This is a genomic window from Pseudomonas sp. B10, from assembly GCF_900156235.1.
GTDB lineage: Bacteria > Pseudomonadota > Gammaproteobacteria > Pseudomonadales > Pseudomonadaceae > Aquipseudomonas > Aquipseudomonas siliginis.
The window spans coordinates 307,115-331,743 of the sequence record NZ_LT707063.1 but is presented as its reverse complement, the minus strand read 5'-3'; the positions used below and the strand labels follow the sequence as shown (position 1 = coordinate 331,743).

The following is a 24,629-nucleotide window of genomic DNA, read 5'->3' as shown; positions in this document are numbered from 1 at the left end:
TCAAGCACTGGTTGAGCCAATGAAGGCTCTTCCCACCTAACATGAGCAAAAGGAAGCGCTCGATGAAGCAGGCGGGCAACACCATGAATAAAGGGTTCAGCAAAGTCACCTTTCCAAACGCTTGCCAGCTGATGCGCTGGCATTTTCATCCCATGGGTTTCGAGGCGACGATGGATGCGCCGGGCAGCTTGATCGCCCGTCTGTTTGATCGTGCCAGCGGCGAAACCATGATCGCCATTGCCGGCATTCCCTGCGCAACGGTGATGAACGCGGCAGACGTCGAGCGCATCATCGAAGCCATCGAGGATGAGCTGGAAGCTTTCACTCCTCCGGAATCTCTCAAAAACTACGCATAACCACCTGATTTAAAACAAAAAGCCCGCAGCGATGCGGGCTTTTTATTGGTCAAGCGCTGGCCTTCTCGGTTCGATGATCGACGAAGAACGGCTTGCCCTTGGCAACTCGATCCGATGCCCTGGGCATGTTTACCGCTTGGGTTTCCTGCGGTTCGACGTACCAGTAGCAATGGCTGACAGCGCGCGTGATACCGACGTAGGCAAGGCGCAGGATTTCGTCCTTTTGCGCAGTGTCGTACGGCTCGCTGTCGCCGCTTTTGCCCAGTCCCGCCATGCGATACACCTGATTCTTGTACGGAGAACTGGTCAGATGCTGGCAATCACCCAGCAGGAATACTGCGTCAGCCTGCAAGCCTTTGGCGCTGTGATAGGTCAGCTGTTTCAGCCGCCGCGCCTCAGAGGGCAAGCTCGAATCCACATTAAATACAGGCTGAATATGCTGCTCAATCAATAGCTTATCGCTGCTTTTTCGATAAAGCATCAGGATTGAATCTCCCCGCCGGTAATGCTCGGCCAGGCGCTGCCCCAATGCTTCATCATCCCGTTCAAGCACGTTGACCGGGTGAAGCGGCTTGGGCTCACCACTGGCCTTGGCCTTCTTGCCTGCGATCGCCGGCGCTGCACGGACAATGTGTTCGGCGGCGTCGATGATGTGCTGATGGCTGCGATAGTTGTCACTGAGCATGACCCGCGTGGTGCTCGGCGACGGAAATTCCTTGTTGAACTCCATGAAGTAACTCGGAGAACTGCCGCGCCAGCCGTAAATCGACTGCCAGTCATCACCGACACACAGCAGCGATGAACGCTGTGCCCCTCGCCCGATGTGCATCGCCGGGCCACGGCTGCGGATTTCATTGAGGCTGGCACGAATCCACGAAACGATCTGCGGCGATACGTCCTGGAATTCGTCGATCATCAGATGCGCCATCGGCCGCAGCAGCTCGTCGCTGAGCAGCTTGAGGTTTTCCGGCGAGTGCTCGCTGAACAACGCGAACATGCGGTTGTAGGTCATCACTGGCGGTTTCTGATCCAGCAAATGATCTTCAAATGCGCGCCAGAACAGGCTCAGGGCCTCAAAGAAAAAACGATCAGGATCGTCCTTGGCGAAGCTCATCCGACTGACCGCGTCCGGCACATCCAGGCCGAGGTTTTCGATAAAGCCTGCTGCGGCGACAAAACAGTCCAGCAATGGCGCGGATGCCAGCTCGCCCTTGACCTTGTAATCAAAGCCGGGACCGGCGCTGGCATCTCCGGCCAACGTCGCAAGAACGCGTCTGGATGACTCGTAACTATCTAGCCATATCAATGGCTTACGGCAGAAAGCTTGAAACAGGGTGCGCTTGACCGCCCACTCTGCACGGACACTCAGCTTGGCATTGGGTCGGGTCAGCTGGGCGTTTTCCCTGGGATCAAAGCCGAGCACCACCCAGGCATCGAGGCTGGGAATATAGCCGTGAGCGTGGAAACGCGAGCCGTTGATTTCGAAGGCCTGCCGATTCGGTTCGATGCCTTTGATGGGCCACGCCCCTGCGCGAAACCACAGATCCTCAATCACATCGCAGAGCTCTTCATCGCGCTTGGCCGCCAGTTCAGTGACCACCATGCGTTTCTGCACATCAGGGTGGTCGCGTTCCAGTTCCTTCAACTGTAATCCGGCACGGGACAGCGGCTGGATCAACTGGCGGAAACGCTCATCGTCGGTGAACAGCCGGTGATAACAAGCATTAAGTTGCTGGCGCTGTGCATCATTGATGCGCAGGTCAAACGGATTGCTGTCGACCTCCTCTGCGCCGCTTTGCGGGCGGTCGCTGAGGTTTTCGAAGGCCTGCAAACGCTCGAAACCCGGCAGGCTGCGGACCATCGGCAAGATGCGCGAGTGGAAGGTTCGCACCAGTTCGCGCGCCTGCTTGAGGTTCAACGGCTGACCCCACAGCGTGAATATTTCGATGAGCTTGTTGATGAAGTCCTTGCGCGATTCACGGGTGAAGGTCACCACAGTCATCGAATCCAGCTCAAAACCCAGATAATGGCTGAGCAAGAGAATGCGCAGCACCAGCGTGGTCGACTTGCCGGCGCCCGCACCGGCGACCACCGAGGTGGACGGCGTATCGCTGAAGATCATTTTCCATTGCGCGGTGCTGGGCTGGGCGTGGGCCGGGAGCAAACGAGCGACGTCAGCCTTGATGCGTTTTTTCAATTCGGCGGTGAGCGGCAGGCGCCAGTCATCGAACAGGTTGTTATCGACGCTGGGCGGCCGATGTTCGGTGTTGCGGCTGTCGCGAATCAGCAGAACCTGGCGGCCTTCCTCCAAACCCTCAAGCTTGCCCTCCTTGAAACCGTATTCGACGCCGGCGGTGTGTCCGCTGCGAAATCCGTCAGCTTGCCCGTGCAGCCACGACGCCCGGTGCTGGGCGCGCAATTTTGTCAGACCGTGACCAAAGAATCGCGCGGCCAGACGCTTGAACCAGGGCATCTCGGCCAGTGGACGAAGTTCAGGGGGAAGATCGGGGGTTTGTTGCGCCACGCTGACGGACTCCAGGGTGTGAGGCTGTGGCGGCTATGGTGTCTGGATTTGCTGATGAGTTCTAGCGAAATGCTTATAGGTCATCGGTTTAGGCGACGAATTGAAGGTCGGATGAGACGATTTCGAAGCACATTCCTATCAAACAAACTGATCATGATGCGGCAGTTTTTGCGCTTTTTATCGATGATTGCCTGATAGATGATCGTCGTCATCAACCACGGGGCCCGCCCCCTGACGACCCTTATTAGGAGACGATCATGCTTGAACTCAGACCCTTCAGCTCGCTGGGCGGCGCCCATCATGGCTGGCTGGACGCGCATCACCACTTTTCCTTTGCCGAATACTATGATCCGCAGCGGATGAGCTGGGGCAATTTGCGCGTGTGGAACGACGACATCATCGCCGCAGGCACCGGTTTCCCGCAGCATCCGCACCGCGACATGGAAATCATCACTTACGTGCGTGAAGGTGCCATCACGCACCAGGACAATTTGGGCAACAAGGGCCGCACGGAAGCCGGTGATGTACAAGTGATGAGCGCCGGTTCCGGCATCGCCCACAGCGAGTACAACCTCGAAGACAAGGAAACCAAGATCTTCCAGATCTGGATTCTGCCGACCGAAACCGGTGCGCCGCCGTCGTGGGGAGCCAAGCCGTTTCCCAAAGGCGAGCGCGAAGGTTTTGTCACCTTGGCCAGCGGCAAGGACGGCGACGATGAGAGCCTGCACATTCGGGCAAATGCGCGTCTGGTGGCGGCGAACATCAAGGCCGGTGAAACCGCTGAATATCGACTGGATGAAGGACGGCGCGCCTATCTGGTCCCGGCCACTGGCGTGATCGAGGTCAATGGCTTGCGTGCCCAAGCGCGTGACGGTGTGGCGGTGGCCCATGAGCAAGTGCTGACGGTCACGGCGATCGAGGACAGCGAGATCGTACTGGTCGACCTGGCTTGATCGGCAGGCAATAAAAAAGGGCAACCATTACGGTTGCCCTTTTTCATGCGCGCATTATTTGCTGGAAATGGCGCCATCTACCAAAGTTTGCGCCTCGGCCACCAGTTGCTTGAGGTGGTCGTCGCCAAGGAAGCTTTCGGCGTAGATCTTGTAGATGTCTTCAGTGCCCGACGGACGCGCGGCGAACCAGCCATTCTCGGTCATGACTTTCAGACCACCAATGGCCTGATCGTTACCCGGTGCATGGCTGAGGATGCTCTGGATCTTCTCACCCGCCAGCTCGGTCGAGGTGACCTGCTCCGGCGCCAGCTTGCTCAGCAGTGCCTTTTGCTCAGGGTTGGCCTTGGCGTCGACGCGTACCGAGAACGGTTCGCCCAGTTCGTCGGTCAGCGCGCGGTAGGCCTGGCTTGGATCGCGCCCGGTGCGCGCCGTCATTTCAGCGGCGAGCAAGGCAGGAATCAGACCGTCCTTGTCGGTGCTCCATACGCCGCCATCCTTGCGCAGGAACGAAGCGCCAGCACTCTCTTCACCGCCAAAACCCAGCGAGCCATCGAACAGGCCATCGGCGAACCATTTGAAACCGACCGGCACTTCGTACAGGCGACGGCCCAGGCGTTTGGCCACGCGGTCGATCAGACCGCTGCTGACCACGGTTTTGCCCACGGCGGCATCAGCGCGCCATTGCGGACGGTTCTGGAACAGGTAGTCGATGGATACCGCCAGATAATTGTTCGGCGCGAGCAAACCACCGGACGGCGTGACGATACCGTGGCGATCGTGGTCCGGATCGCAGGCGAATGCCACGTCGAAGCGCTCTTTGAGGCCGATCAGGCCCTGCATTGCGTGGCTGGACGACGGATCCATACGGATTTGGCCGTCCCAGTCGACGGTCATGAAACGGAACGTTGAATCGACCTGTTTATTCACCACTTCCAGGTCGAGACGGTAGTGTTCGGCAATGGCCGACCAATAGCGCACCCCTGCTCCGCCCAGCGGATCGACACCCAGACGCAGCTTGGCGTCGCGGATGGCATCGAAGTCGATGACGTTGATCAGGTCGGCGACATACGTGTTCACGTAATCGTGGCGATGGGTCGTGCTGGCCTTGAGCGCCTGCTCGTAGCTGATGCGTTTGACCCCGGCCAGTTTGTTCGCCAGCAGTTCGTTGGCCTTGGCTTCGATCCACTTGGTGATGTGGGTATCAGCCGGGCCACCGTTGGTTGGGTTGTATTTGTAGCCACCGCTCTGTGGCGGGTTATGCGACGGCGTGATGACGATACCGTCCGCCAGGCCAGAGGTACGACCGCGGTTGTAGCAGAGAATGGCGTGGGAAACTGCCGGGGTCGGCGTGTACTCATCGCCTTCGGCGATCATCACGGTGACGCCGTTGGCGGCGAGGACTTCCAGTGCGCTGGCGCCGGCCGGGGTCGACAGTGCATGGGTGTCGATGCCGACAAACAGCGGGCCGGTAATGCCTTGGGCTTCGCGATACATGCAGATCGCCTGGCTGATGGCCAGAACGTGCCATTCGTTGAAACTCAAATCGAACGAACTGCCGCGGTGGCCGGACGTGCCGAACGCCACTCGCTGGGTAGAAATCGATGCATCAGGCTGGCCGGTGTAATAGGCCGTAACCAGTCGCGGGATGTCGACCAACAGTTCTGCCGGTGCCGGTTTGCCCGCAAAAGGACTGAGTGTCATGCAAAAACCTCTGAAATCGGAGTGGTTCAGGAAATGCAGCGCAGTTTACTGGCAGTTTGACCACTGTGCGACGGGATGTATCCGAAACTCGCCCGATGTTTTTTAACGTTATTGACCGGGCGACAGGCGCAAGGCATCGCCGAGCAAGCCGATGACACTCGGCAAATCCCGCTCGCCATGGTTCAGCGCGCTCAAACGCAGATGATCCGCATGCAAGCCCTGCAGACTGAACAGCTCGCCCGGTGCGACGATGATCTGTTGCTTGAGCAGGCGATGAAACACGCTTGCCATGTCGACCGGGCGTAACGAACGCACCCACACCGTCGCCCCGCCCTGCGGTTCGACAATCTGCAGGGTATCGCCCAAGCGTTCGCGCAGTATCTGGATCAACACGGCTCGCCGCTCACCCAGCATCCGCCGCAACACGAATAAATGCTGATCAAGCCGCCCGCCATTCAACAGCCGCGCAATCGCCTTTTGGCGAATCGGCGACAAGCGAAATGCGCGCAGCAGAAAATGGCGTTGCAGCGCCTCACGCCAGTGACGCGACAGGACAAAGCCGAATGGCGCTTCAGCGCCAATGAATTTCTCGAAAGTGGAAAACACCAGCAGACGCTCAGGATCAAGCCAACTGCGCAAACGCTGTGAATCATTGCGCTCGTCAAGCTCGCTGTAGCAGTCGTTTTCCAGTACCCAGACGCCATGATGATTGAGCAACTGCGCCGTGGCCTGCTGAGATTCGCGAGTGAAACCGTTGCCTTGCGGCATGCTCAACACGGAAGACAGCAGGATCAAACGAACCGGCTCGTTCTTCAGCAGTGATTCGAGTGCCGACAGATCGAGCACGCCTCGGGCAAGCAATGGCCATTCGATCACGCGTACTCCGCACGACTCGAGCAGGCGCAGGATGACCCAGTCGCACGGTGATTCGACAATCACGGTGGCCTGACGCAATTCAAGCACCGAAATCAGAATCTCCAGGACCCCGCGCAGATCAGCCCCGATATAGATGTCATCGGCATGCCAGAAATGTTCTGTCGAACTCGTGTATCGCGCTGCCAGGGCAACCCGCAATTCCAGCTCTCCGCAAGGTTGCACGAATGTCTGTAGCTGACGCGGATATTGGCGCAGAAGCTCACGTTCCAGCGTCAACAACGGACTGTCCAGCGGTTGCAGCGAGGCCGGTTCGTCGGCGCTCAACACACACATTCCGGGACGTCTGGCGTTGACGTACACGGTCTCCAGCAGATCATTGCCGTTGCCGGGCGCATCCATGCTGAACAGCGCTTGCGCGTAATACCCTGACTTGGCTATCGAATAGACTCGACCTTCCTTCTCCAGAAGCGAATAGGCGTACTGCACCGTTGAAATGGAGACATTCAGCCGGTCCGCCAGTTGTCGCAAGGAAGGCATGCGTACCGCCCCACCACCTCCGGCAGCATCAATCAGCGTTGTCAGATATCGATAAACTGCCTGATAAACAAAGTCGTTGTCCCGCGCGCCCTTCACACCCTCATTTCCGTAGATATTGATTCACAATCCAGGCTCTGGCTCACCGTCAGCGTTCCGTCGACCGCTCGAACGGCGCAGCCGAACGCGCCTCGTCCGAACCCGAACTCTCCGAGGAGAATTGCGCAGGCGCATCAATCTGCACAGGGCCCAATGCATACAGGCGGTTCAACAGCCTGACTGGCAAGCCGCTGATTTCCGTCAGCCACTTCATCACCTGCTCAGGTGCGTGCAGCCCCTGCATGGCGCGGTGCAGGTCCGGCATGGCGACCAGCATGCCGGGATGACAGTTGCGCAGGAAGCGTTCGAGACCTTTGCCGCTGTCGATGAACGGCGCAAACAGCAGGCACGCCAACTGCGTTTCGGTCAATCCGAAACCATTGCTGAGGTAATCCTCGGCAAGCATCCGCAGTTGTTCTGGCCCGCCGGCGTTGTCGTAGCTGGCCAGCAAGTGCTCGCAGACGGTTTCGGCAACCTGCTTTCGCCGCATGTCGGCCAGCGTGTGCCGGACGTAATCGTCGATGCCCGCCTCATAGGCGCGCCCCTCGATGAACCGTGCGTACAAACCTCGCACATGTGCCGAGATCAGAGGATCAGCAAACACCGCTTCGCCCTGGTACAGCGCCAGATCATCAGGTTCATAACCGAGAAACTCGCCCAGCAGCGGCCAGCGATCCTCGAGCTTGCCGACCATCATGTCGTTGATGTCGATAAAACTGGTGCGCCGGCAGGCTTCGAATTCACCTTCCGGCCGCCACACGGTCCGGTCATCATCGGCACGCAGTTCCCGGTAAAAGTCGTCACCGAGCTCGTCGAGCAGAGGAAAAAGCGTTTCGAATCCGGCATTGACCAGGCCTGGAGCCGGTATTGCCACTCGCTGCATGGCGCGGTTCAGGCCTTCGAGGAAATGCTGCTGACTGCCTTTGGTTTCGGTGCTGATCATGGCGTCGACGCCGTTGTTCCAGCGCGCGATCTGGCTGTAGTACTCGGCCGTCGCCAGGTAGGCGTCATCCCATAATTCAGGTGTTTCAAGCCAGGTGCGACAGTGCCCCACCAGCAGCAAATTCACCCGGCTGGACTCGCGCCCTTCATTGCTGACAGGCGTGCGATGGTCGAATGGCAGGACCTCGCGGTTATCCACCATCAGCACCTCGACCCGGGGATCGTCGTAAAGGAATAGTGCGCTGTAGCTGCGATGCAGGTTCTGCAGGGCGAGCGGGCTGTCGCCACTCCAGCGCAGGGAAGCCACGCGCAACTGGAAGGTCGCCGGAGCACGGCCGGCAACGGTCAGCTGAGCGGCCCGGAGCAAGGCCAGGGTATAGCAGCCGTCACGCAGGCCGGACTGAGGCACCAGCACCTTGAACTGCCCGATGTTTTCCATGCCGCCAGCGGCCACCACCAGGCGCTGTATCAGCAATTGCAATGCCGTGCGCTCGGCTCGGGAAAAGAAACTCAGCAAACGCTGCAATACTTGCTGATAGACATAGTTCATTGCCTGATCATGGATCGTGCTCATCGGTATTTACCCGGTATCAAAAGTTTCATGCCGCGCAGACATGACAGTAGGCGCGCGGCAATTGGATCAATAAGTAATAGACGCTGAAATGCTAACACTTACAAAGTTGTAGTTATTTGAAACACTTCACCTGAACAAAGCCTTCCAGACGCCAAGCGTGACGCTCAACCACCCGTATTCATTGGCCTTTCGCCACTCAACAATGTTCTGAGGAAACTTCCCACAACGTCCCACGCCAAATCATTACAAGAAAAAGAGAAGCAACTTCCGAATCGCCCTACAGCAATTAAACAGAAATTGACGAAGCCAGCAGAGCCAGCCATTTGATATTGCCTCGGACAAATTGAATGCACAGCCATAGCTCATTCCTTGAGATGAAAGTAATCATTCAATTATCAGTGCTTATAGTGTGATTAGAAGATACAGATGAACGGCAAAAACCAGTTCAGTTGCTGAAAAGGCCAATGCTTCGATATCGGCGAGGGTTTACTGACAGCGCAGGGTATAAACAGAAAAGAGTCCGTGGGGGCCACGGACTCTGATGGGTGGATTTACGCGGTTTCCACTTGCAGGGCCACTCGCTCACGGCATGGGCATTCGTCCATGTAGCGATGCGCTTCGACGAACTCGTTGAACGGGAATACACGAGTCTTGAGCGGCAGGAGCACGCGGTCAGCGGTCAACTGGTTGATGTCGCGCAGAGCACGCTGCAGAGCGACGTGGTCCTGGACAATGCCCAGCTCCGGCTTGCCGGTGAAGTTGCCGATGCAGTGCACAAAGAACTGAATGTTCTTCTGAAACGCTGCACACGCCGGGAACGGAGTCTGGTTACCACCCTGCAGGCCGTACAGCACCAGACTGCCGCGTGGCGCCAACACATCGCCGAGTAACGACATCTGCGGGCCGCCAAGACCATCGAACACCACATCGACGCCGCGGTTGTCGGTGATCTTGTTGATGCGCATCAACAGATCTTCCTCTTCGGTGACGATGACCTTCTCCGCACCAAGGGACAGCAGGTACTCACGCTCTTCCGCCGATTTGGTCGCCGCGATCACTCGCACACCCAGCGCCTTGCCCAATTGAACAAAAGACGGGCCGGCGCAGTGGCTGGCGTCAGTCACCAGCGCAAATTGACCCGGTTTGACCCGCGCCAGATCGGCATAAGCGAAGTAGGCGATCAGCAGCGGCGTGTAATGCACGCTCGCTTCGATCGGGCTGAGCACATCGGGATAACGGGTCAGCGCGGTGCGCGGCAGAACGATGGACTCACCGTACACCGGATAGTCGTTCGGGCTTTCCGCAGGAAAACTGGCCACTTTGTCGCCGACGGACAGGTCGTCGACATCAGCGCCCACCGCAGTGACCACGCCAGCCATTTCATGACCGAGGCCCGAAGGCAGACGTGCCTGGGACGATGCCAGATTCTGGCGCCACAGGGTGTCGTACCAACTGATGCCGATTGCCTCGACACGCACCTGCACTTCGCCAGGACCTGGCTGAGCAGCCGCATGCTCTTCGCATTTGAGCACCTCGGCCGGACCAAACTTGTGAAAACGGATCGTGCGGGACATCGCAAACCTCGTCAAAGTAACCTCTAATGCCATGAACTCTATCTGGGCTTTGGACCCAAGACCATCAGTGGCTATTAATAGTCGACATGCCTGTCATTGATTCCGCATCAAGGGCGGCATTGGCAAATTCCATGAAAAAAGGCCTGCCACCGTCGCAGTAAAGCTGAATTTTCCGGTGCAGAGTACCAGCCTTTCCCCGTAAGATTCATGCCGGCCATTGTTCTCATATGGTCGCCCTCGTCAAGTTTGATGACTCTGCCAGGACTCCAGATGAATCGTAATGACCTGCGTCGTGTCGACCTGAACCTGCTGATCGTGTTCGAAACATTGATGCACGAACGCAGTGTGACTCGGGCCGCGGAAAAATTGTTCCTCGGCCAACCGGCTATCAGTGCGGCCTTGTCGCGCCTGCGCAGCCTGTTTGACGATCCCTTGTTTGTCCGCACCGGCCGCAGCATGGAGCCGTCCGCCCGCGCGGTGGAAATCTTCGCCCTGCTCTCGCCCGCCCTTGATTCGATCTCGACCGCGGTCAGTCGCGCCGCCGATTTCGATCCGGCGACCAGCACGTCGGTGTTCCGCATTGGATTATCCGACGACGTCGAATTCGCCCTGCTGCCCATGCTGCTCAAGCGCCTGCGCGCCGAAGCACCAGGCATCGTCCTCGTGGTGCGGCGGGTCAACTACATCTTGATGCCGGGCCTGCTGGCCTCCGGCGAGATTTCCATCGGCGTCAGCTACACCACCGACCTGCCGGCCAACGCCAAGCGCAAGGTCCTGCGCCGCAGCGCACCGAAGCTGCTGCGCGCCGACACCGTGCCGGGGCCGTTGAGCCTCGACGACTATTGCGCCCGACCGCACGCACTGGTGTCGTTCGCTGGCGACCTCAGTGGTTTCGTCGATGAAGAACTGGAAAAACTCGGACGCAAACGACACGTGGTGCTGGCGGTGCCACAGTTCAACGGACTGGGCACGCTGCTGGCGGGCACCGATATCGTCGCGACCGTGCCGGATTACACGGCTGAGGCACTGACGGCGGCTGGAGGGCTTCGTGCTGAAGATCCACCACTGCCGACGCGTACGTTTGAACTGCACATGGCCTGGCGTGGGTCGCAGGATAATGACCCGGGAGAGCGGTGGTTGAGGTCGCGGATTCAGATGTTTTTCGGGGATCCGGATAGTCTTTAGGTATCGTCGGCTAGGGTGCTTTATCGGAAGTACCGTAGAACGCACCCCGTCGGAATCAGATCCCGAATCAATGTCCGGACGGGCAAATTGGCATAATATGCCAATGTTCGTAAGTACCGGTTTGGCCAGCACTGGAGATAATTATGGCGACCCGAAACGTAGTGCTCACTCCTCACCAGGAACAGGTTATTCATGACCTTGTCCAGTCAGGCCGGTATCAGAATGCCAGTGAGGTAATGCGCGAAGGCTTGCGGCTGTTGGAGCAGCGCGTCGCCGAAGATACCGCCAAAATCGAGGCACTGCGTCAGGCGACCTCGATCGGCATCATGGATCTTGAGCGTGGGCGGTTTACTCAGGTGAACGAAGGGGATCTGGAACATTACCTTGAAGGCTTGAGCCAGGAGGCTACCCTCCCCGCGCGCGAGAAACACTGAGGATGCCGCGATATCGGATTTCCAACCCCGCGCGCGCTGACATTGTCGACATACTCAGACTCTCCCATACCCAGTTCGGCGACCAAGCCCGCCAGCGCTACCAAGCGCTGATCCTTGCAGCGCTGCAAGCGCTGGCCGACAAGCCTTATCGCATTGGCAGCCATGACCGCGATGAGCTTGCACCAGGCCTCCGCAGCTATCACCTCATCTATTCACGCCAGCAGGCGAAACCCACTCATGGAACGGTCAAGAGCCCGCGCCATATCGTGTTCTATCGCGTGGCAAATGACGACGTGATCGAGGTCGTCAGACTCCTTCATGACGCCATGGAAGCGCATTTGCACTTGCCTGCGACTGATCAGCGACCTGATCCCATGACCTGACTGGCCAAGAACAGGAAGATCAGGCGCCCCCTCTGAATCTCGACCCTGAAAACCCTTTAGTCTCTTTCCCGACCCGAATCACTTGCCGCCAGTCACATCCAGAAAAGTACCCGTGACAAACGAGGCCTCCGCGCTGGCCAGCCACAAGATGGCCCGCGCCACCTCTTCCGGCTGACCGCCCCGCCCCATCGGGATCGAGTCCTTCACGCGATCCACCCGCCCCGGTTCGCCGCCGCTGGCGTGCATGTCGGTATAGATGTGCCCGGGGCGAATGCAGTTGACCCGAATTCCCTCGCGCGCGACTTCTTTGGCAAAGCCGATGGTGAAAGTTTCCAGCGCGCCTTTCGATGCTGCGTAGTCGACGTATTCATTCGCGCTGCCTAGGCGCGCCGAGGCAGAAGAAACGTTGATCACTGCCCCACCTGTGCCGCCGTGCCGGTAAGCCATGCGCTTCACCGCTTGCTGCGCGCACAGGATCGGTCCCAGAGCATTGACCGCGAAGATGCGTTGCATGCGTTCGAAGCTCAGGTTCTCCATGCGTGACTGTTTTGCCAGAACGCCTGCGTTATTGACCAGAACGTCGATCCGTCCAAATGAGCGATCGAGGGTCGAGAAAAGTTCAGCAACCTGCTCGGGGTCAGCACTGTCAGCACGCACCGCGAGGCCTTTGCGCCCCAACGCTTCGATATCCGCCACCACCTCAAGAGCGGCAGACTCGTTGGCGACGTAGCTGATGGCGACGTCGTAGCCTTGCGCGGCAGCGAGTCGGGCGGTGGCGGCGCCGACTCCGCGACTGCCGCCGGTGATCAGAATCAGCGGTGCTTGCGAGACTTTATCCATGCGACGTTCTCCTGAGCAGTTGGCCTATGTCAGCCGATGATGATGGCGCCGCTGGCGATGACCACGCATGCCAGCATCCTGCGGACGGTGAGCTTTTCACCGAGGAACAAATAGCCGAGCAATGCCGCGAACAGCACGCTGGTTTCGCGCAGGGCCGACACCGCGCCCAGTGGCGCTTCGTTCATCGCATAGATAACGATTGCGTAAGCCAGTAAGGAAACCAGTCCGCCGCCCACAGCGGCGAGCATGCCGGGCCGTACGGAAAACAGACTGCGGGCGTCGCGCAGGCCGATATACACCAATGGCATCAACACACCCCACAGGGCGCTCATCCACACCGTGTACGCGAGCGGCGCACCGGAAAGCCTGGCGCCAATGCCATCGACGACGCTGTAGGCGGCGATGAAACAACCGGTGCCCAGCGCATACGGCAGGCTCGGCACCGACAGGCTGCGCCCTCGGAACGCCAACGAAATGATCCCCCCGGACACCAGACCAATGCCGAGCAGTTCGCCGGGGGTTATGGTTTCGCCGGCAAACAGCGCGGCGCCGAGGGTGATCAGCGCTGGCGACGACCCACGGGAAATCGGATAGATCTGCCCTAGATCGCCGACCCGATAGCTGCGCACCAGAAACAGGTTGTAGCCGACATGCAGCAGTGCCGAGAGCAGCGCATACCCCCAGCTCTCAGGTGCAGGCGGGACCATGAAAACGGCGGCGAAGGCGCAGACGAGGGCGATGGCCACGCACATCATCGTCATCGACCAGAGCCGATCGGCGCCACCGCGCAGTAGCGCGTTCCAGCTGGCGTGCAGGAGCGCGGCGAACAGAACGAGGAGTACGAGATGGATTGGCATGCAGCATTCTAAGCATCCCTGGCATCGGCCTTACAGTGAAGTCTCCTCATTACACCGTGAGCAATTGCTCATATTTCAGCGCTGTGCGCTCTGCACCTTCAGCGCTTCACTGAGCAACCATTGACGAAATCTGAGGATGTGCGGCTGGGCTTCGATGCCTTTGGGACAGACGAAATAATAAGCAAGCGGCGAAGTGAACGGCACATCGAACAGCCTCACCAGACGGCCATCGGCGATTTCGTTTTCGACATGGCCGCTGCGCACCAATGCAACGCCCTGGCCGAGCAACGCAGCTTCCACCGTCATGTTGGTATCACCAAACCTGACGCCTTCGCGCAGCGGTAAAAACTCCAGCCCGACGGACTGAAACCACACCTCCCATTTCGGCGCCAACTCGGCGCCGTCGCGAATGAGTAACGGCATCTGCAGCAACTCCGCGGGACTGCCCGGCCTGCCGACGCGCTGCAGCAGTTCGGGGCTGGCCACGGGAAACACCTGTTCGCCGAACAGGAACTCTGAATACAGGCCGGGGTAATTGCCCTTGCCCAAGCGGATTGCGACATCGGCTTCGCCATTGGCGAAGTGGATGATCTTGTCCGTGGTATCCAGCGACACCAACAGCTCCGGGTGCAGGCGCGACAGGTTCGGCAAGCGTGGCAGCAGCCACTTCAACGCGAACGAATAGGTGGTGCTGACAGTCAGGCGAACCCTGTCCTTTTGCTCGCGCAGATCCTCCAGCGTTGCTTCAAGGCTGATGAAAAATTCGCGCACGATCGGCGCCAGCGTCGCCCCCGCTGTTGTAAGGCGTAACGCCTTGCCGCGCTCGAACAATTGCAAGCCCCAAAGTTCTTCGAGGTGCCGGAGCTGGTGACTGACGGCGCTCTGGGTCACGTGCAGTTCTTGAGCGGCAGCGGTGAACGTCGGGTGCCGGGTGGCCACTTCGAAAGCCCGCAGGGTCGCGGTCGGGGGCAGGTCGCGCATAAATATGATCCGGGGACGGTAAATGTCAGAGCATGAGGTTACGCTCATGTTAGAGCGAAACTCCCTTGGTTGCCCGTTCCGCGATATTGGCGTATTGCTCCGGCAAGTGGGCGAGGTGCTGGTAACAGCGAGGTATTTAATCGCCGGATAATCCTCCGCGCGCAGCGTCGGTCGCAATCATTGCAGATCAAGCAACACAGAATTGCTTTCAGGCCGATTGTTAGCCCCCTAACGAAAGGTGCATGCTAGAGGGCTGCCTAGGCTCTTATATCATTCCGAATGATAGTTACCTTTGCTTCATTCGATTCGTGCCATCACACCCGCGCCGAGCATCATCCGCCCATCTTCAATACTTCGGCGGATTGCATCCATGGAACAATCACTCAAACATTTGCGCTTCCCGTTGGCCATGCTGGCCGTACTGGTGATGAGCGCCTGCGGCAAAACTCCGGAGACTGCCGGCGCCCCGCCCGCTGCCAAAGTCAGTGTGGCCAAGGTGCTGGAACAACCGGTCAACGAGTGGGACGAATTTACCGGGCGCCTCGAAGCGCCGGAAACCGTTGAAATCCGGCCACGGGTATCGGGCCAGATTGATCAGGTCGCGTTCACCGAAGGCGCGCTGGTCAAGAAAGGTGACCTGCTGTTCCAGATCGACCCGCGTCCGTTCCAGGCCGAGGTACGCCGCCTCGAAGCGCTGGTTGCTCAAGCCCGCGCCACCGCCACTCGCAGCGAAAACGAAGCCGCTCGCGGTGAACGTCTGCGTACCAGCAACGCCATTTCCGCTGAACTGGCCGACTCGCGCACCAGCGCTGCCCAAGAGGCCCGCGCCGCCGTCGGTGCCCTGCAGGCACAACTGGACCTGGCCAAACTGAATCTGAGCTTCACCCGTGTGACCGCACCGATCAGCGGCCGCGTCAGCCGCGCCGAAATCACTGCCGGCAACCTGGTGACCGCCGACACCACCGCACTGACCAGCGTCGTCTCCACCGACAAGGTCTACGCCTACTTCGACGCCGACGAACGCGTGTTCCTCAAATACACCCAACTGGCCCGCAACGGCCAGCGTGGCGCCACTACGCCGGTGTACATGGGCCTGTCCAACGAAGACGGCAACCCGCACCTCGGCCAGATGAACTTCGTCGACAACCAGGTCAATCCGAAAACCGGCACCATCCGTGGTCGCGCAGTCTTCGACAACGCTGACGGCACCTACACCCCGGGCTTGTACGCACGGCTGAAACTGGTCGGCAGCGGCACCTACAACGCCATGCTGATCAATGACGAAGCCGTGGGCACTGACCTGGGCAAGAAGTTCGTGCTGGTGATGGATGGCGACAACAAGACCGCCTACCGCGCCGTCGAACTCGGTCCGAAGATTGAAGGCCTGCGCATCGTCCGCAACGGTCTGAACAAGGACGACACCATCATCGTCAAGGGCTTGCAACGGGTTCGTCCTGGCTCACCGGTCACCCCTGAGGTGATTCCGATGGCCAGCGAGCAGACCCTCGCCGCCCTCGCTCAACAACGTCAAGCGCTGGAAGCCAGCAACCTGCCCAAAGTTGCCCCTGCCAAGGGTGCATCGGGTTCGGCTGCGAAGCTGGCTGCTACGACCCCACGCGGTTAAGGGACGACAACTCCGATGAATTTTTCCCAATTCTTCATTTCCCGGCCGATCTTCGCAGCGGTACTGTCGCTGTTGATCCTGATCGCCGGCGCGATCTCGCTGTTCCAGTTGCCGATCAGCGAATACCCGGAAGTCGTGCCACCGACCGTGGTCGTGCGCGCCAACTTCCCGGGCGCCAACCCCAAAGTCATCGGTGAAACCGTGGCCGCTCCTCTGGAGCAGGCGATCACCGGCGTCGAGAACATGCTGTACATGTCCTCGCAATCGACCGCTGACGGCAAGATCACCCTGACCATCACCTTCGCCCTGGGCACTGACCTGGACAACGCGCAGGTGCAGGTGCAGAACCGGGTAACCCGAACCGAGCCGAAGCTTCCCGAGGAAGTAACGCGCATCGGTATCACCGTCGACAAGGCATCGCCCGACCTGACCATGGTTGTGCACTTGACCTCACCGGACAAGCGCTACGACATGCTGTACCTGTCCAACTACGCGATCCTCAATATCAAGGATGAGCTTGCTCGCCTCGGTGGTGTCGGTGACGTGCAGTTGTTCGGTATGGGCGACTACTCGTTGCGCGTCTGGCTTGACCCGAACAAGACCGCTTCACGCAATCTGACCGCCACCGATGTGGTGACCGCGATTCGCGAACAGAACCGTCAGGTCGCCGCCGGTCAACTGGGCGCGCCCCCTGCCCCGACCGCGCAAAGTTTCCAGCTGTCGGTCAACACCCAAGGCCGTCTGGTTTCCGAAGAAGAGTTCGAGAACATCGTCATTCGCGCAGGCGACGACGGTGAGATCACTCGCCTGAAGGACATTGCACGCATTGAACTGGGTTCCAGTCAATACGCCTTGCGCTCGCTGCTGAACAATCAGCCGGCGGTGGCGATCCCGATCTTCCAGCGTCCCGGTTCCAACGCCATCGACATTTCCAACGAAGTGCGCGGCAAGATGGAAGAGCTGAAGAAAGGCTTCCCGCAGGGCATGGACTACAGCATCGTGTATGACCCGACGATCTTCGTTCGTGGCTCGATCGAGGCGGTGGTGCACACCCTGTTCGAAGCGCTGATCCTCGTGGTGCTGGTGGTGATTCTGTTCCTGCAGACCTGGCGCGCCTCGATCATTCCGTTGGTGGCGGTGCCGGTATCGTTGATCGGTACGTTTGCGGTCATGCACCTGTTCGGCTTTTCGCTCAACGCCCTGTCGCTGTTCGGCTTGGTGCTGGCCATCGGTATTGTGGTGGACGACGCCATCGTCGTGGTGGAAAACGTCGAACGGAACATCGAACTCGGACTGACGCCGGTCGAAGCGACCAAGCGCGCCATGCGTGAAGTGACCGGGCCGATCGTGGCCACCGCACTGGTGCTGTGTGCGGTGTTCATTCCGGCGGCATTCATTTCCGGCCTCACCGGGCAGTTCTACAAACAGTTCGCACTGACTATCGCGATCTCTACAGTGATCTCGGCGTTCAACTCGCTGACCCTGTCGCCAGCGCTGGCTGCTGTGTTGCTGAAAAGCCACGACGCGCCGAAAGACCGTTTCTCGAAAGTGCTCGACAGAATCTTCGGTGGCTGGCTGTTCCGTCCGTTCAACCGCTTCTTCGATCGCGCCAGCCATGGCTACGTCGGCACCGTGCGCCGGGTCATCCGTAGCAGCGGCATCGCCCTGCTCGTGTATGCAGGCCTGATGGTGCTGACCTTCTTCGGTTTCTCCAGCACGCCGACCGGTTTCGTACCCGGCCAGGACAAGCAATACCTGGTGGCCTTCGCGCAATTGCCGGATGCCGCGAGCCTGGATCGCACCGAAGACGTGATCAAGCGCATGTCCGACCTCGCGCTGAAACAGCCGGGCGTGGAAAGCGCCGTAGCGTTCCCGGGCCTGTCGATCAACGGTTTCACCAACAGCCCGAACGCCGGCATCGTCTTCGTGACGCTGAAACCGTTCGACGAGCGTAAAGACCCGAGCATGTCCGCCGGCGCGATTGCCGGCGCCTTGAACGGCCAGTACGCGAACATTCAGGAAGCGTACATGGCGATCTTCCCGCCACCGCCGGTACAAGGTCTGGGCACCATTGGTGGTTTCCGCCTGCAAATCGAAGACCGGGGCAACCTGGGCTACGACGAGCTGTACAAAGAAACCATGAACATCATCAACAAGAGCCACAACGTGCCGGAACTGGCCGGCCTGTTCACCAGCTACACGGTGAACGTGCCGCAGGTCGATGCCGCCATCGACCGTGAAAAAGCCAAGACCCACGGCGTGGCCGTCAGCGACATCTTCGACACCCTGCAGATCTATCTGGGCTCGCTGTATGCCAACGACTTCAACCGCTTCGGGCGCACCTATCAGGTCAACGTTCAGGCCGAACAGCAGTTCCGCCTTGAATCCGATCAGATTGGTCAGCTGAAAGTACGCAACAACAAAGGCGAAATGATCCCGCTGGCGACCTTCATCAAGGTCAGCGACACCTCGGGGCCGGATCGGGTGATGCACTACAACGGCTTCATCACCGCTGAAATCAACGGTGCCGCAGCCCCGGGCTACAGCTCTGGCCAGGCGGAAAAAGCCATCGAGAAACTGCTCAAGGAAGAACTTCCGAACGGCATGACCTACGAGTGGACCGACCTGACCTACCAGCAGATTCTGTCCGGCAACACCGCGCTGTTCGTGTTCCCGCTCTGCGTACTGCTGGCGTTCCTGGTGCTCGCCGCACAATACGAAAGCTGGAGCCTGCCACTGGCGGTAATCCTGATCGTACCGATGACCCTGCTGTCGGCCATCACCGGTGTGATCATCTCCGGCGGTGACAACAACATCTTCACCCAGATCGGCTTGATCGTACTGGTGGGACTTGCCTGTAAAAACGCGATTCTGATCGTCGAGTTCGCCAAGGACAAACAGGAAGAAGGCCTCGACCCGCTCGCTGCGGTACTGGAAGCCTGCCGCCTGCGTCTGCGGCCGATCCTGATGACCTCGTTCGCGTTCATCATGGGTGTGGTGCCACTGGTGTTCTCCAGCGGTGCCGGTGCCGAGATGCGTCACGCCATGGGTGTGGCGGTGTTCTCCGGGATGCTCGGGGTGACCTTCTTCGGTCTGCTGCTGACGCCAGTGTTCTACGTACTGATCCGTAACTTTGTCGAACGCGGCGAACAACGCAAAGCAGCCAAGGCGCACACTCTTCAAAAGCCACTGGAGGCGCAACAATGAGTCTGAAAGTCTTCCTGCCGAGTCTGCTGGTGCTGGCCCTCAGCGCCTGCGCCGTCGGCCCCGACTACAAGACCCCAGCCACGGAGGCGGCCAACATCACGACCGCCACCGACGGCGCCGCAGGGCAAAAGAACTTCGACCGTTCGAAATTCGAAGGCATCTGGTGGCAGCAATTCGATGATCCGACCCTCAACCAGTTGGTGAGCCAGTCGCTGCAAGGCAACCGTGAACTGCGCGTGGCGTTCGCCCGCTGGAAAGCCGCTCGGGCGATCCGCGACGACGCCAGCAATGATGCGATGCCGACCATCACCAGCCGCGCCAGCAGCGACTTGGGCAAGGGCCAGATTCCCGGCCAGACCACCGACCGGGTCAATAGCGAGCGCTATGACCTCGGTCTGGACATGGCCTGGGAGCTCGACCTGTTCGGCCGCATCCAGCGCAATCTGGAAGCCAGCGATGCCGACCAGCAGGCCGCCGAAGCCGATCTGTACCAGCTGCAAGTCACCATGATTGCCGAACTGGTAGACGCCTACGGTCAACTGCGCGGCGCCCAGCTGCGGGAAAAAATCGCCGTGGCCAACCTCAACAACCAGCAGGAGTCGCGCAAGATCACCATCAGCCTGCGTGACGCCGGTGTCGGTGATCAGCTCGATGTCGAGCGCGCCGATGCGCGTCTGGCCAATGTTGAAGCCACCGTGCCGCAGTTGCAGGCGGAACAGGTTCGGCAGAAAAACCGTATCGCTACCCTGCTCGGTGAGCGCCCGGACAAACTGACCGTCGACCTGAGCCCGAAAGATCTTCCGGCCATCGCCAAGGCGTTGCCGATCGGTGATCCGGGTGAACTGCTGCAACGTCGTCCGGACATCCTCAGCGCCGAACGGCAATTGGCCTCGGCCACTGCGCGAATCGGCGTGGCCAAGGCCGACCTGTTCCCACGGGTCAGCCTCAGCGGCTTCCTCGGCTGGACCGCCGGACGTGGCTCGCAGATCGGTTCCTCGGCAGCCAACGCCTGGGCGCTCGGCCCGAGCATCACCTGGGCGGCATTTGACCTGGGTAGCGTCCGCGCCCGTTTGCGCGGTGCCGATGCTGACGCCGAAGGCGCGCTGGCCAACTACGAGCAACAGGTGCTGCTGGCTCTGGAAGAATCGGAAAACGCCTTCAGCGATTACGGCAAGCGTCAGCAACGTTTGATTTCGCTGATCCGTCAGAGCGAATCGAGTCGCAAGGCCGCTGATCTGGCGGAAATCCGTTATCGCGAAGGCACCACCGATTTCCTCGTCCTGCTCGACGCCCAGCGTGAGCGCCTGAACGCCGAAGACAGTCAGGCACAGGCCGAAGTCGAGCTGTATCGCGGCATCGTCGCGATCTACAAGGCCCTCGGCGGTGGCTGGCAACCGGAGACGGTGGCCAGCAAGTAAAGGTTGTTAAAGAGCTCCTTTGGTTGGCCGCAACCAACCAAATTTTTTGCCCCGCGTATCATTCGGTCGCGGGGTTTTTTTATGCCTTTCTGCAGCACTGGGTTTCTTGTGGGAGCGAGCCTGCTCGCGAAAGCGTCAGGTCAGACATATCAGCGGTGGCTGATAATCCGCCTTCGCGAGCAGGCTCGCTCCCACAGGGGGATCAGCGGTGCTCCTCCAGGACGGTGACGGTGGCGGTTGTACCGGCGCGCAGGCGAAGCTTGCCGGCAAAGTCGCCATCGATGCCGATACGCACCGGCACCCGTTGCGCCAGTTTCACCCAGGTGTAACTCGGGTTGATGTTCGCCAGCAGACGACTGCCCGGCGCGTTTTCGCGGTCGGCAATGGCGAAGGCGATGCTTTCCACTGTGCCGCCGAAGCGCTCACCACTCATCAATTGAATGCGTACCCGGTCGCCCTCCGCGATTCGCGGCAGCTTGGTTTCTTCGAAATAGCCGCTGACGTAGAACGAATCGCTGTCGACCAGCGCCAGCAGTGCCCCGCCCGCCTGTGCGTAATCACCTTGGCGGGTAAGCAGGTTGGTGACATAACCGCTGACCGGCGATTCGACGCGGGTGCGCTGCAAGTCCAGTTCGGCTTGGGTCAGCGCGGCAATTGCCAGTTGCACGTTGGCTTCGGCCAAGCCGAGGTTGGCCTGATTGCGCAGCAGATCCGCTTGGGCAACCGCCACGTCGGTACTGGCCTTCTCCCATTCCTCACCGGAAATGGCGAAGCCCTGCTTCAGCGTGCGGCGCCGGCGCTCCTCGCTCTGCCGTTGTTTGAGCAACGCTTCACTGGCGACGATTGCCGCTTGCGATTGCCCCAGCGAGGCCTTGGACACCTCCACCGAGCGCCGGGCATGTTCGACCGCCAGTTGATAGCGCGCCGGATCGATCTCCAGCAACAACTGGCCCTTGTCGACATGCTGGTTGTCCTGCACCGCCAGTTTGACGATTCGCCCCGAAACGTCCGCCGACAGCGTCACCACATCCGCCCGCACCCGAGCATCCCGCGTCCAAGGCGCACGGGTGTAATACTCCCAGGCGAACCAGCCGAGGACGATGGCCAGGATCACCACTGCCACGGTCATCATTCGTGCAACTAGCGCTTTCAAGACATCAGGCTCCCATCAATAGAATCAGCGTGGCGCAGACACAGGCGTACAGCGCGCCTTCGAACAGCGCTTCATGCCACACCAGGCGCAGTACGCCCAGGCGGCGCAAGCACCAGTCCAGCAACATGAAAATCGGGATCGCCAGTAACAGAGCCTGGGCAATCGGCGGCAGATAAACCCCGCCAATTTCGAAATCAATGGGCAAGTTGCGGTTCTCCTTCCAGTGCTTGAGGTTGCAAATGTTCGCCGTGGCGCTCGAGGAACGACACCACAATCAGCAGCGCCACACGCATGCGAAAAACCGACCATAAATGTTCATGACTGGCGGCGTGCAACTCGTCCAGCTCATCTCCGAGTTGGTGCAACGTGGCCAGCAGCGCCGCAAGCTGGACATCGTCGCGACCGGCAACCAAACGACCAGTCTTGCGCAACGCCGACGCCAGGCGTTGGCCGAACGCATCGGTGAGTAACGCGTTGTTCTGCGCCTGCTGCCTCAGTTGATGCATGGCCACGCCCAGGGCTACGCAAGCCAGGCTGATCTCATACAAGCGTTGCATGGCGCGATCGTTTGCCGCTGGCAGCAGGCCGAGCATGCTGGTCAGGCGATCGGTCATCCGACTCTCGAAAGCGAATTGTTGTTCATCGGTGGCCGGCATTTTGCTCAGTTGGTACACCTGCTCCCGCGCTTCGCCGTACAGGCGCCGGATGCGCAAGGCCGGGCGGAACGGGAAGATCAGCGCATAAACGATCAGGGCCAGCATCGCTGCACTGACGTAGGCGCCGGCGAATTCGAACCATTGGATCGCCGTATTCTGGCCAGTGCCGGTGTTTTGCGGTCCGAGCATGAGAAAACTCGACAGCCCAAGGCCCATGCCGATACCGGCGGTGGCCGGACTGGAAATTCCCACGGCAATGGCATACAGCAGCGGCGCCAGCAGCAAGGCCAGCAGCTCGAAATCACTGATCGCGGGCACCAGCATGAATTGATAGAACGCCGACACCACCAGCGCCAGACCCAAGCCTCGCGCATAGCTTTGCGCAGCCATCAGCGGACGCGGAAAAGTCGCCATCAGCGAGCAGAGAATTCCCACCAGAATCATTCCGCCGCGCGCGCCATCCCACGCCGTTTCGATCCAGATCAACCCGCTGACCAACAGCGCGGTAAAGGCGCGAATGGCGTTCATCGAGGCCAAGGTGAAATCCAGATGCAACGGACTGCTCTGCCCGCGATAGAGGCAACTGGCCGGGCGCCCTTCCTGAATGGCGTCGCTCAGTTCGAGAATCTGCTCCAGTTGCTGCAACAGGCGCGCCTGCTCCCAACGTAGCGCCCAGGCCAGTGAACGCAGGGTCGCGCTCATGTTCTCGGTCTGCTGCTCGGCCTTGTACGCCAACGCTTCGAACTGTTGCTGCAAGGTCACGAAACGTTGCCGATCGGCGCCAGACAGCGCGCGGCCCTGTTGCGCCAGTTGCTCAAGCAACGCCAGTTCCTCGGCCCGCAGCTGCTGCACCTCCAGCGGCAGATCGCCCTCCCAGCGTTCGATGAGCAATTCGCGCTGATGCCGTAGCGCGGTCAGTCGCGACGTCAGCAGCATCAGTTGATTGCCCAGCAGCAACACCAGATTGTCGGCATCGCGCAAACGTGGGGCATCGAAATACAAATGGCGCCGCAACCCCTCCAGTGCGCTGATCTCGCCGAGCAGTTGCATCTGCCGACGCTGGAAATCGGCCTCGCTTTCTTCCGTGCGAAGCACTTCGGCGGCGTGGCTGGCGGCCAGTTTGATCACCTGATCGATTTTGGCGAAATAACCTTTGGCCACTGCTTCAGGCCGGGCGGTGAGCAGGCTCACCACGCACACGCAGGCAACGGCCAGCAGGGTTTCGGTGACGCGGGTGACCGCTAGCAAAAACGTCCCTTCCTGATCCGGAATCGCCAGCAAGGCCACCACCACTGCGGTGTAGCCACTGAGCACGAACGCCTGAGAACTGGTGTAGCGCAGCAAGGTGCCGCCCGCTGTGCACAGCGCCAGCCACAACGCCAATGTCGTGATGAACGGCAGCGGCGCCTGAGGGAAAATCGCCATGATCAGCACCGCCACCGCGGCACCCACGGTGGTGCCGATCACCTGGCCGAAACTGCGCGCCAGGGCCATCCCTGCCAATGGCTGACTGACAATCACCACAGCCATGATCGACCACTTCGGTTGTTCGAGATCGAAAATGAACGCCAGATAAAGCGTCAACAGCCCGGCGGCGATAGTCCGCAGGGCAAACAGCAGAACAGCCTGACCGGGATGGATCAAAGCTTTGAAATAGGTGTACAGCGCAGACATGGGCTCTCTCTTTAAAACGACTTCTGCAAGCGTAGACATTGCAGCAAAAGCCTGACGGATTTCACAGTCGACACGTGTTGTAGG

At 59.8% G+C, this 24,629-nt stretch carries 19 protein-coding genes; 8 read left to right on the top strand and 11 right to left on the bottom strand.

What is annotated here, in order from left to right:
• Positions 1-83 precede the first annotated feature (83 nt).
• On the top strand, positions 84-356 hold the full coding sequence (locus BXA01_RS01480; protein WP_041480416.1) for a DUF1652 domain-containing protein: 273 nt from the start codon (positions 84-86) through the stop codon (positions 354-356).
• 49 nt (positions 357-405) lie between these two features.
• Here the strand turns inward: BXA01_RS01480 and BXA01_RS01475 are convergent, their stop codons facing one another.
• Positions 406-2,880 (bottom strand): UvrD-helicase domain-containing protein, encoded by a 2,475-nt coding sequence (locus BXA01_RS01475; RefSeq protein WP_076562766.1) that lies wholly within the window; start codon positions 2,878-2,880, stop codon positions 406-408.
• Positions 2,881-3,137: 257 nt separating this feature from the next.
• Between BXA01_RS01475 and BXA01_RS01470 the strand changes: the two genes are divergently transcribed.
• The gene (locus BXA01_RS01470; RefSeq protein WP_076562765.1) at positions 3,138-3,833 is read left to right on the top strand and encodes a pirin family protein; all 696 of its coding nucleotides are present in this window, start codon (positions 3,138-3,140) and stop codon (positions 3,831-3,833) included.
• Between the two features lie 54 nt (positions 3,834-3,887).
• On the opposite strand, the gene pgm is transcribed toward BXA01_RS01470, so the two are convergent.
• The 4 genes from pgm to BXA01_RS01450 all read right to left on the bottom strand — a co-directional run bounded on the left by pgm (position 3,888) and on the right by BXA01_RS01450 (position 10,133).
• The gene (pgm, locus tag BXA01_RS01465; protein WP_076562764.1) at positions 3,888-5,534 is read right to left on the bottom strand and encodes a phosphoglucomutase (alpha-D-glucose-1,6-bisphosphate-dependent); all 1,647 of its coding nucleotides are present in this window, start codon (positions 5,532-5,534) and stop codon (positions 3,888-3,890) included.
• A gap of 108 nt (positions 5,535-5,642) precedes the next feature.
• The gene (locus BXA01_RS01460; RefSeq protein WP_076562763.1) at positions 5,643-7,043 is read right to left on the bottom strand and encodes an aminotransferase-like domain-containing protein; all 1,401 of its coding nucleotides are present in this window, start codon (positions 7,041-7,043) and stop codon (positions 5,643-5,645) included.
• Positions 7,044-7,092: 49 nt separating this feature from the next.
• The gene (locus tag BXA01_RS01455; RefSeq protein WP_076562761.1) at positions 7,093-8,559 is read right to left on the bottom strand and encodes a hypothetical protein; all 1,467 of its coding nucleotides are present in this window, start codon (positions 8,557-8,559) and stop codon (positions 7,093-7,095) included.
• A 551-nt stretch (positions 8,560-9,110) separates the two neighbouring features.
• The gene (locus BXA01_RS01450; RefSeq protein ID WP_041480274.1) at positions 9,111-10,133 is read right to left on the bottom strand and encodes a zinc-dependent alcohol dehydrogenase family protein; all 1,023 of its coding nucleotides are present in this window, start codon (positions 10,131-10,133) and stop codon (positions 9,111-9,113) included.
• Positions 10,134-10,403: 270 nt separating this feature from the next.
• Here BXA01_RS01450 and BXA01_RS01445 point away from each other — a divergent pair, with 270 nt between their 5' ends.
• The 3 genes from BXA01_RS01445 to BXA01_RS01435 all read left to right on the top strand — a co-directional run bounded on the left by BXA01_RS01445 (position 10,404) and on the right by BXA01_RS01435 (position 12,135).
• On the top strand, positions 10,404-11,318 hold the full coding sequence (locus BXA01_RS01445; protein WP_016774850.1) for a LysR family transcriptional regulator: 915 nt from the start codon (positions 10,404-10,406) through the stop codon (positions 11,316-11,318).
• Positions 11,319-11,461: 143 nt separating this feature from the next.
• A complete protein-coding gene (locus BXA01_RS01440) occupies positions 11,462-11,752 on the top strand; it encodes a type II toxin-antitoxin system ParD family antitoxin (protein WP_076562760.1) in 291 nt (96 codons plus the stop codon).
• A 2-nt stretch (positions 11,753-11,754) separates the two neighbouring features.
• Entirely contained in the window at positions 11,755-12,135 is a 381-nt protein-coding gene (locus BXA01_RS01435) for a type II toxin-antitoxin system RelE/ParE family toxin (RefSeq protein ID WP_076562758.1), read from the top strand.
• Positions 12,136-12,213: 78 nt separating this feature from the next.
• Here BXA01_RS01435 and BXA01_RS01430 read toward each other — a convergent pair whose 3' ends face one another.
• From BXA01_RS01430 to gcvA, 3 genes are all read right to left on the bottom strand, one after another.
• A complete protein-coding gene (locus BXA01_RS01430; RefSeq protein ID WP_076562757.1) occupies positions 12,214-12,975 on the bottom strand; it encodes an SDR family oxidoreductase in 762 nt (253 codons plus the stop codon).
• A 29-nt stretch (positions 12,976-13,004) separates the two neighbouring features.
• The gene (locus BXA01_RS01425; RefSeq protein WP_076562755.1) at positions 13,005-13,832 is read right to left on the bottom strand and encodes a DMT family transporter; all 828 of its coding nucleotides are present in this window, start codon (positions 13,830-13,832) and stop codon (positions 13,005-13,007) included.
• 75 nt (positions 13,833-13,907) lie between these two features.
• Complete coding sequence (gene gcvA, locus BXA01_RS01420; protein ID WP_076562754.1) at positions 13,908-14,813, bottom strand: transcriptional regulator GcvA; 906 nt, start codon at positions 14,811-14,813, stop codon at positions 13,908-13,910.
• A 370-nt stretch (positions 14,814-15,183) separates the two neighbouring features.
• On the opposite strand from gcvA, the gene mexE reads away from it, so the two are divergent.
• From mexE to BXA01_RS01405, 3 genes are read left to right on the top strand one after another with little or no spacing between them, the layout of a single operon-like run.
• Positions 15,184-16,437, top strand: a complete 1,254-nt coding sequence (gene mexE, locus BXA01_RS01415) for a multidrug efflux RND transporter periplasmic adaptor subunit MexE (RefSeq protein WP_039761553.1) — start codon at positions 15,184-15,186, stop codon at positions 16,435-16,437.
• Between the two features lie 15 nt (positions 16,438-16,452).
• Entirely contained in the window at positions 16,453-19,644 is a 3,192-nt protein-coding gene (locus BXA01_RS01410; RefSeq protein ID WP_024013078.1) for an efflux RND transporter permease subunit, read from the top strand.
• On the top strand, positions 19,641-21,062 hold the full coding sequence (locus BXA01_RS01405; protein WP_039761555.1) for an efflux transporter outer membrane subunit: 1,422 nt from the start codon (positions 19,641-19,643) through the stop codon (positions 21,060-21,062). The genes BXA01_RS01410 and BXA01_RS01405 overlap by 4 nt, the downstream gene beginning before the upstream one ends.
• Positions 21,063-21,264: 202 nt before the next feature.
• On the opposite strand, the gene BXA01_RS01400 is transcribed toward BXA01_RS01405, so the two are convergent.
• The 3 genes from BXA01_RS01400 to BXA01_RS01390 are packed head-to-tail and all read right to left on the bottom strand — an operon-like array spanning position 21,265 to position 24,545.
• Positions 21,265-22,194 (bottom strand): biotin/lipoyl-binding protein, encoded by a 930-nt coding sequence (locus tag BXA01_RS01400; protein WP_412070891.1) that lies wholly within the window; start codon positions 22,192-22,194, stop codon positions 21,265-21,267.
• Between the two features lie 25 nt (positions 22,195-22,219).
• On the bottom strand, positions 22,220-22,420 hold the full coding sequence (locus BXA01_RS01395) for a DUF1656 domain-containing protein (RefSeq protein ID WP_016774855.1): 201 nt from the start codon (positions 22,418-22,420) through the stop codon (positions 22,220-22,222).
• A complete protein-coding gene (locus BXA01_RS01390) occupies positions 22,410-24,545 on the bottom strand; it encodes an FUSC family protein (protein WP_076562751.1) in 2,136 nt (711 codons plus the stop codon). Before BXA01_RS01390 ends, BXA01_RS01395 begins: the two co-directional genes overlap by 11 nt.
• Positions 24,546-24,629 lie beyond the last annotated feature (84 nt).